The 10,258-nt window shown below is 43.8% G+C and carries 2 protein-coding genes; both read right to left on the bottom strand.

What is annotated here, in order from left to right:
• Positions 1 to 8 precede the first annotated feature (8 nt).
• A complete protein-coding gene (locus IQ274_RS10780; RefSeq protein ID WP_194142243.1) occupies positions 9 to 3,263 on the bottom strand; it encodes a non-ribosomal peptide synthetase in 3,255 nt (1,084 codons plus the stop codon).
• 103 nt (positions 3,264 to 3,366) lie between these two features.
• Entirely contained in the window at positions 3,367 to 9,951 is a 6,585-nt protein-coding gene (locus IQ274_RS10775) for a non-ribosomal peptide synthetase (protein ID WP_194142242.1), read from the bottom strand.
• Positions 9,952 to 10,258 lie beyond the last annotated feature (307 nt).

Here is a 10,258-nt window from a genome sequence, read left to right as displayed (position 1 = left end):
ATTAATACTTACAAAAGCAATTCTTGCGTCACTTCTTGGTCTGATAACTGATCAACTTCCTTTAAAATCTGTGCTAGGGCATCATTTTCTGCTTGTTCAATCTGGTGGGCAATCGCTTTTTGAGCAAGTTCAGCAATGGTCGGATTTTCAAACAGATAACGGAGAGGAAAATCTACAGAAAAGGCTTCTCTTAATCGAGAAATCGCTTGTGTAGCTAGTAAAGAATGTCCCCCTAACTCAAAAAAGTTATCGTGAATTCCAACCTGTTTTACTTTGAGAACTTCAACCCAAATCGTAGCTAATTCTTGTTCGGTAGATGTGCGAGGAGCAACAAAATCAACCTCTAGATTTCTTTGGGAAGTATCTGGTGCGGGCAAAGCACGGCGATTGATTTTACTATTAGGTGTTAAGGGGAATGCCTCTAGAAATACGAAGGTGGTGGGAATCATGTAATCAGGCAGCTTTTTCTTGAGGAAGTTTCGCAGTGTACTAGGCGTTGGTTGATTATCTTTGGTGACAAGATAAGCCACTAAATACTTATTACCAGGTTCATCTTCTCGCACAATAACAACAACTTGCTTGATGTCAGGGTGCTGATTTAAAAATGCCTCAATTTCTCCTAATTCAATGCGAAAACCGCGAATTTTAACTTGTGTATCAATTCGACCTATAAATTCCAGGTTTCCATCAGGGAGACGGCGTGCTAAATCTCCGCTTCTGTAAAGTGTATCTCCCTTAATAAAAGGATTAGGAATAAATTTTTCACTCGTTAATGTTGGTTGATTTAAGTAACCTCTAGCAACGCTTGCTCCACCCACATAAAGTTCCCCAGGAATGCCAATTGCAACTCTGTGTAAATCCCCATCTAGTAAGTAAACTATCCTGTCACCGATGGGTTTTCCAATGGGAATTGAATTCACATCTTCAGCAAGTTGTTTAGGAATCGGGTAACAACAAGTAAAAACTGTACATTCGGAAGGGCCATAGCCATTAATTAATTGCGTTCCCGGCAATAGTTCTAAGGCGCGACGAACATGAGTTACAGAAACGGATTCTCCCCCAAACAGTAGTTGTTTTACGCCTGACAATCCTTGCGGTATTGTCTCAATCATGAGATTGAATAAGGCTGTAGTCAGAAATAAGGTGTTAACTTTTTGTTCTTGAATAATCTGGCTTAAGCCTTCTGGTGTGGGAATTTTATCTGGATAAAGTACACAACGCCCACCGTAAAGCAATGGCGGCCAAAGTTCTAAGGTTAGTGCATCCCAAGAAATCGATGAATGTTGTAGCCAAATCTGTTCTGCATCAAGGTGAATATAATCAACCCCAAACATAAAACCAATAATGCTACGATGGGTAACTTCTGTTCCCTTTGGTGTTCCCGTCGTGCCAGAGGTATAAATGATATAAGCTAAGTTTTCTGGATTAACTTCACTGAGCAAATTGTCTTCTTTGTGTTGAGCGATTATTTCCCAATCTGAGTCAAGATTAACTACAGTTTGATTATCAATTGGGAGTCTATTTTGTGAATGAGTTTGTGTTAGTAAGATGGGTGTCTGTAAATCTTCCAGCATGAGCGTTAGTCGATCTGTTGGATAAGCAGGATCTAACGGAACATAAGCCCCGCCTGCTTTTAGGATTGCCAGTATTCCTACTACCATTTCTAGCGATCGCTCTATACAAATTCCCACCCGTACTTCTGGTTTAACTCCCAGCCCTTGTAAATAATGGGCTAATTGATTGGCGCGGTTATTCAACTCCCGATAAGTTAAATGTTGCTTTTCATATATAAGTGCGACTGCATCAGGAGTTTTTTCTACCTGTTCTTCAAATAAAATATGAATACATTTGTAATGAATAGAATCTATATTTTTATTATTCTCTTGTAGAATTATCTCTTCCTCTTCGGCTGCACCGAGCAGGGATAATTGGCAAATATCCTGTTGTAAATTTGCTCCCATCCCTGATAGCAATGTTTGGAAATGTCCAATCATCCGCTCAATTGTCTCTTGCTCAAAACGACCAATATCATAGACAATCCTTCCAGACAATTGTGATTCAGGATTAATCACTACTGTTAACGGATAATTCGTGCGTTCAAAACAACGAAGATGACTAATTTCTAAAGTTTTTTTGGTTTCCTGTTCAGCAGAATCTAGTGGATAATTTTCAAATACTAAAAGGCTCTCAAACAGAGGCATTCCTGGAGGAACATCACTCAAACGCTGAATTTCTGCCAGTGAATAATAAGCATACTGTTCCTGTTCAAATGCTTGACTTTGTAATTGCTTGAGCCAGGGTAATAATTCTGCTTTTGGTGTAATTTTTACCCGTATGGGGAGGGTGTTGATTAATAGCCCCACCATCGAATCCACTCCCACAAGCGTTGGTGGACGACCAGATACAGTTGCACCAAAGACCACATCGCTTTCCCCTCTGTAGCGGGAAATTAGTAATGCCCATGCTCCCTGCACCAAATTATTCAAAGTTAAATGGTGCTGTCGCGCCGCATATTGCAATTTTTCAGTTACCGTTTGGGATAATTGAAAACGTTGCTCATTATATATTTCCAGTCCCCTACGATGCACTGAGCCAGTCGAAGTGTTCCCTGTTCCTTGTACCCTGTTTCCTATTAAAGGTGTAGGAACTTCAAACCCCTGGAGAGTTTTTTGCCAAAATTTCTTTGCTTGATCAATATCCCGTTGCTGTAACCAATTAATATACTCTCGATAGGGGCGAACGTGTTGGAGGCGTAAATGTTCGCCTCGCTGATGTGCTTCATAGAAAGCTAAAACTTCTTTGAGAATAATCTGCATCGACCAACCATCAAAGAGGATATGATGATGACTCCAAATAAATTGGTAGGTTTCCTCCCCTAGCCTAATGATGGTGAAGCGCATCAGAGGAGCAACATCTAGTCCAAATCCTTTTTGGCGATCGCATTTCAAAAAATTCTCTAAATGCTCTTGTTGTTCATCAGGTGTAAAATGCCGCCAGTCCAATTCCTCCCACGGGAGATTCACTTGCTTACTCACCATTTGCAAGGGCTTTTCTATCTCCTCCCAATAAAAGGAACTGCGTAAAATTGGGTGTCGTGCAACAACCTGTTCCCAAGCTTGCTGGAAGGCAGGAAAATTTAATTTTCCTTGGAGGATACAAAGCAACTGCTCAAAATAAACTTCCGATTCTGGCGCATAAAGGGTATGAAACAGCATCCCCTGCTGCATGGGCGAAAGTTCATAAAGGTCTTCGATATTGTTCATGATAATGGGGAATGGGGAATGGGGAATGGGGAATGGGAAAGAGGCAGAGGGGCAGGGGGAGCAGGGGAAGAATAACTATTAATTATTGACCAATGACAAATGACTACTTCGTTTTATTTTTTTTGATTTTGGTCATAAATTTGTCAAGCTGTTTTTGGCTAAGTCTGGCTGCTGAAAAATCTGAGGGTGTATGACCGATCGCATCAGGGGATTGACAGTGGGTAATGAGCGATCGCAATGCCTCCATAAATCCAAAGGCCAAACCCTCAATAGTGTCTCGTTTATGAATTTTCTCGCTGTAAGCCCAAGTCATCTCTAGCCTTCCTGCACGAATGAATCCGCTTACCCCTAACAGGTGGCTGCGCTGATTAAGTAGACTCTGTTCAGCTTTGAATTCTTGAGCCAAACCCAAGGCGGTAGAAGCCTTAATCACCTGATCGAATTGACCAAGGTAGTTAAAACTTACTTGTGCTTGGGGTAGCGCTTGTAGTTTCGTGCGGATTGTGTCATCCGGGTGTAAATATCTCAAAACACCATAGCCAATGCCCCGGTTTGGGATGCGCCGCAGTTGTTCTTTAACTAACTTTAAAACCTCTCCTGGATGGTCAATTTCTTCTAGCTGCAAATGAACGGGGAATAAGGTAGTAAACCAACCTACAGTCCGCGACAAATCCACATCCTCAAACAAGTCTTCTCGTCCATGTCCCTCTAAATCAACAAGCAGAGAACGTTCTCCCGTCCATTGGGCAAAGCTTTGCACTAGGGCAGTCAACAGCACATCATTAATTTGAGTGTTGTAGGCAGAGGGTACATCCTGCAAAAGGGCGCGGGTCTGTTCTTCATTTAAGGAAAGTGACACAGACGCAGTTGCGGCTATGGTGTTGTCCTCTTCACCTGAAAGATGATCTACTGGCAAGGCGGTCACTTTCAAGCTAGACTCACTTAGCCAGTAATCTAGTTCATCTTTAATCGCCTTTGATTTTGCGTATTCTGTTAGGCGATCGCTCCAATATTGAAAAGAAGTTGTTTTAGCTGGTAATTTAATGGCTTCACCACGGCTGATTTTCTGGTAAGCCATAGCCAAGTCTTCAAGCAAAATCCGCCACGAAATACCATCTACTACTAAATGATGGATGATGAACAGTAACCGACCAGGTTGATCGTTGCCCAACCTAAATAGTACTACTCGTGCGATCGCCCCAGTCGATAGATTCAAACTAGCTTGGAGTTCAGCATCTGCCGCTTTCATTACTGTTTGTTGTTCTTCTGCCGATAGGTGCGACAAATTGATGACGCTAAATGGCACAGCTTCTAGGGTAGGGGCGTTAAACTGCTGCCAGTTTTCCCCTTCTTGTACAAAGCGCGATTCTCCCAAAGGGAGACGTGCAAAGCACGAACGCAAAGCATCGTGATGCAATAACAATTCTTGTACAACTTGCTGCAATAGCTCTGGTTGCAAATCTGGCGGCACTTCCAGCATGGCTGACTGGTTAAAGTAATCAGGTTCGGGCAATTTCTGCTCAAAAAACCAGTGTTGGATAGGTGTTAGTGCCACCTTGCCAGTTACTAATCCTTGTTCGGCTTTGACAGAGCGAGTCATGCCTGCCACAGCAGCTAACTCAGCAATGGTTTGGTACTGAAATAGCTGTTTAGGGGCAATTTGGATACCCGCTTGATTGGCTCTTGAAATTACCTGAATGCTGAGAATGGAGTCGCCGCCCAATTCAAAGAAGTTATCGTGGATGCCGACTTGTTTTAGTCTTAAGATTTCCGACCAAATTGCTGCTAATCTCTCTTCTGTAGGGGTTTGGGGGGCAACAAAGTTATCTTCTGTGCCACGAGAGAGGTCGGGGGCTGGTAGGGAGCGGTAGTCTATCTTGCGGTTCGGAGTCATCGGCAGGGCTTTCAGCTGCACGAAAGCTGAAGGGACCATATAATTAGGCAACTTTGCTTTTAGAAAATGGCGCAGTTCATCAGTGGTTGGTTGCGGCTCGTGCGCTACAACATAAGCTACAAGCCGCTTTTGTCCCGGAATGTCTTCACGAGCAATGACCACAGTTTGAAACACCTGTGGGTGTTGTCTCAGCACCGTTTCGATTTCTCCCAACTCAATGCGGAAGCCGCGAATTTTCACCTGATCGTCAATTCGACCAAGATATTCTAGATGGCCATCTGCGCGAAATCGTGCTAAATCTCCTGTTTTGTAGAGGCGATCCAATTTTGCATTTTGGATAAATTTCTCTGCGGTAAGTTCAGTCCGTTGCCAATAGCCTCTAGCTAATCCGGCTCCGCCAATATGCAGTTCTCCGGGAACTCCTATCGGTACAGGTTGCAGATATTTATCCAGGACATAAACCTGAACATTGCTAATCGGTCGTCCAATGCTAACAGAGGAGGCTGATGGGGTTAAGCGATCTAAGGTGGCTATAACCGTTGCTTCTGTTGGCCCATAACTATTAAGTAATTGGGGTAGATGCCAGAAGTGAGCCACACTACTGTGCCAGCGCTTCACTTTTTCGAGTTGAACTTCTTCCCCACCAATAATCACTATTCTGATACTTTCAGGAATTCGGGAGTCTTCAGGGGTAAGTTCTGCGACTAATTGATGCCAATACGCTGTGGGAAGATCCAAAACAGTTAACTGCCATTCTCGGCAACACCGCCAAAATTCATCGCTGGAGTGCAACATCTGTTCGGTTCGCAGCACTAATGTTGCGCCGACTAAAAGACAAGGTAGGATTTCTTCAATAGATGTATCAAAACAGATTGACGCAAATTGCAGAATATTATCGCCCGCATTAATTCCATATTCATGAGTGGCAGTGATGACAAAATTTATTAGCGATCGCTGTTTAATCATCACCCCTTTGGGTTTACCTGTAGAACCAGAGGTGTAAATAATGTAAGCAAGGTTATGGGGCTTAACTTCGGTAATAGGATTAGCTGTACTGTGTTGAGCAATTATTTCCCAATCTCTATCTAAACAGATCGTTTTTCCGGCATAATCTCGTAATTTGCCCTGGAATCTTTCTTGAGTCAGCAGAATGCTCAGTTGCGTATCTTCGAGAATATCAGCCAGTCGCTCTTCGGGATAGGCAGGGTCAAGGGGAATGTATGCACCCCCAGCTTTGAGAATGCCGAGTAAGGCGATAATCATCTCTGGGGAACGCTCAACGCAGATACCGACTAAGGTTTCTGGTTTGACTCCCAAACTTTGCAGATAGTGGGCTAATTGATTGGCGCGATCGCTCAATTCACGGTAAGTTAACTGTTGACCTTCTTGTTGAATAGCTACAGCGTCGGGAGTTAACTCCACCCGATCCGCAAATAATTCATGGACACATTGCTGAGACGGATACTCTCTGTGAGTCTGATTCCATTCCACCAGTAACTGCTGCTGAGTCTGCGTTAACAGTGGTAATTCAGAAACTCGCTGCTCTGGATTAGCAACAATTCCTACTAGTAAAGTTTGATACTGCTCTGCCATCTGCTGGATTGTGGCAGCGTCGAATAAATCGGTGTTGTATTCCCAAATAACACTAATTCCCTTCTCCCCACCATGTTGCGGGATGAGAACGACATCAAGATCAAACTTTGTTGATTTGTTGCTGAGGGCTACATTCGTGGTGATGTTCAACTCTGGGAGAGTTAAGTCTGGACGAGGAGAATCATGGAAGCTAAACATCACCTGAAACAGGGGATTATAACTCAGGTTCCGTATTGGTTTCAGAACCTCCACGACCTTATCGAAGGGTAAATCTTCGTTAGCAAAAGCTTCCAGACTGACTTGGCGGACTCGATCTAGTAACTCCCGAAATGTGGGATTCCCAGACAAATCGGTGCGTAAAACCAAATTATTGACGATCATGCCAATTAATTGTTCTGTCTCGCGCATCCGCCGATTCGCAACAGCTGTCCCTACACAGAGATCGTCCTGTCTGGTGTATCGGTGCAATATTACTAAAAAAGTTGCCAGCGTCGTCATGAATAAGGTGATTCCCTCTTGACGGCTCAAAACTCTCAAAGATTCACACAAGCTAATGGGCAACTCTACCCTGACTTGAGCGCCGTTGTAGGTTTGTTCTGCTGGTCGCGGGCGGTCTGATGGTAATTCCAATAGGGGCGGACTGCCGGATAACTGTTGTTGCCAATAAGCTAATTGAGCTTCGGCTTCCTGGCTTTTAACCCACTCTCGCTGCCAATGGGCATAATCTCCAAACTGGAATGTTAATTCTGGCAGTGGGGAGGGATTACCCAAACAGAAGGCTTGATAAAGTTCCAGGAACTCATTCAAGAACACATTGTTGAAAGACCAGCCATCATGAACCATGTGATGTTCGATGTGGATCAAAAGATGGTTTTGGTCGCTCAACTTCAACAATAACCACCTAACTAACGGCAGTTGATTTAAGTAGAAGGGCTTTTGCACCTCTGCGTCAAATAGGCGCTGACTTTCTGCTTCTTGCTCAAACTCAGGAAATGTCTGGAGGTCTACCACTGTTAACTTAAGTGGTGAGGCTGGGTGGATTACTTGAAATAACCGTCCATCTATTGCCGGAAAAGTTGTGCGGAAGATTTCATGCCGTCGGACAATCTCACTGAGGCACTGCTCTAATGCAGACACATTAAGTTTCCCGGTGAATCGCAGAGTTACCTGAGCTTGATAGGCAGCACTTTCAGGAGCTACTTCTTGAATGAAATATACTCGCTCTTGAGCAAAGGATGCAGGCAAGTATCCTGACCGTGGAATTGGCTGCATAGCAGGACGTTGCAACTGTTGTTTCAGGTGGCTGTGCTGTTCAATCAGCCCAGCTAGACCCGCTATGGTAGGATTAGCAAAAATGTGGTGAAAGAATAACTCGACTTGGAAACCCTCGCGGATGCGGGAAAGCATCTGAGCCGCTATTAAGGAATGACCGCCCAAATTGAAAAAATTATCATAGATTCCTATCTGCTCAAGTCCCAATAACTCAGCCCAGATACTGAAGAGTGTCTCTTCAGTGGGGTTACGAGGTGCGACAAAGGTTTCTTCGAGATCGGGGCGTGAGCGATCGCCAGCTGGAAGATTTTGACGATCAACTTTACCATTGGGAGTAAGGGGCAAGGAGTCTAGGATTACAAAGACTGCTGGCACCATGTAGTTAGGCAGTTTTTCTTGAAGAAAGCGTTTGAGGGTAGTCACGCTCACATCAATTTGCTTAAGCACAATATAGGCGACAAGACGCTGATCACCAGGGATGTCTTCACGTCTGATTACCACCGCTTGCTGTACATCTGGGTGTTGACTCAAAAGCGCCTCAATTTCTCCCAGTTCAATCCGAAAACCGCGAATCTTCACCTGATGATCGATTCGCCCCAAAAACTCAATGTTGCCATCTGGTAAGAAGCGGGCTAAGTCCCCAGTCTTGTAGAGACGTTCCGAATTTGAGGATTGGTCTTCTTTCTCTCCCCTGCTCCCCTGCTCCCCTGCTCCTCTGCTTTTTTGGAAGGGATTAGAGATGAATCTCTCTTTAGTCAACTCTGGGCGGTTCAGATAGCCTCTAGCCAAGCCGTCGCCACCAATATACAATTCGCCAGGAGTACCAATCGGAACTGGTTGTTGATGGTTGTCGAGGATATAAATTTGTGTATTAGCGATCGCTCGACCAATTGTCAGTTGAGTGTCGCCAGTATATTCTGCTACTGTGGCACAGACTGTTGATTCCGTTGGGCCGTAAGCATTAAAAAAGCGCCGCCCTTTTGACCATTCAGCAATCAGTTTCGGATTACAAGCTTCTCCGGCGACGATCAGGGTTTGTAAGTTTGGCAATTCCTCTTTTGGTAACGCTGCTAGTGCTGTGGGTGGTAATGTTACCTGAGTTATTGATTGCTTACGCAAAAATTGAATTAAATCTATTCCTGGGCGCAAGGAATCCTGAGTTCCAATGTAAAGGCTAGCTCCTGAACACAGAGCCATAAAAATTTCCCAAACTGAAGCATCAAAGCTGAAAGAAGCAAACTGGAGAACACGGCTATTTTGCTGTACATCAAACAGTTTTACTTGTGCTTGGATTAAATTACACACACCTTGATGCTGGAGTAGCACGCCTTTGGGTGTTCCTGTTGACCCTGATGTATAAATTACATAAGCCAGATTTTCGGGTGCAACCCCACTACCAAGATTCTCGTTACTTTCTCGCTGAAAAGATTCCCAACCAGTATCCAGACAAATCAACTTCGCCCCACTTGCAGCCAATTCTTCAACGAATTTTTCTTGGGTTAACACCACCTGGACTTGCGAATCTGAGAGCATAAACGATAGACGCTCTTTGGGATACGTTGGATCTAGCGGAATGTATGCTCCACCCGCCTTGAGGATACCCAACATTCCTATAATCATTTCTAGCGATCGCTCAACGCAAATACCTACCAGCACCTCTGGTTTTACACCCCAAATTTGTAGATAATGTGCTATTTTGTTGGCTTGGTAGTTCAACTCTTGATAAGTTAGTTGTTCCTCCTTGAACACAACAGCGATGCTGTCTGGAGTTTTTTCTACTTGTGCTTCAAATAACTGATGTATACATAAGTGCTTTGGATAATCTACCGTTGTATGATTCCATTCCACCAATATTTTATGTTGCTCCTGCTCAGTTAAGGCAGACAAATTATTAATATTTTGAATAGAGTTAATGATAGTTTCTTCCATAATAAATTTGGTACAGAAAGTAAATGTTTTCCTATTTTTGTAAATTTTTGCTATGTGCTTGCCCAGGCTTTACAGTTATTTTTTTCACAAGCATTTAGAGCGATTTTTGGGCTTCTGCGAAGTAACACATTTATTGCATAGATATCCCAAAAAATAGGCCTTTGAGGTTTTAATCGGTGAGATTGAACTCAGAGGATGTTTTAAAAGTCCTTTCGTCGGTAGCAAAACCTTATCGATCCCCCCAACCCCCCTTAAAAAAGGGGGGCTTTAATTCCGGTTCCCCCCTTTTTAAGGGGGGTTAGGGGGG

The organism is Nostoc sp. LEGE 12447 (assembly GCF_015206985.1).
In the GTDB taxonomy this organism is placed as follows: domain Bacteria; phylum Cyanobacteriota; class Cyanobacteriia; order Cyanobacteriales; family Nostocaceae; genus Nostoc.
The sequence above is the reverse complement of the archived record's forward strand: the minus strand, read 5'-3'. Positions and strand labels throughout refer to the sequence as shown.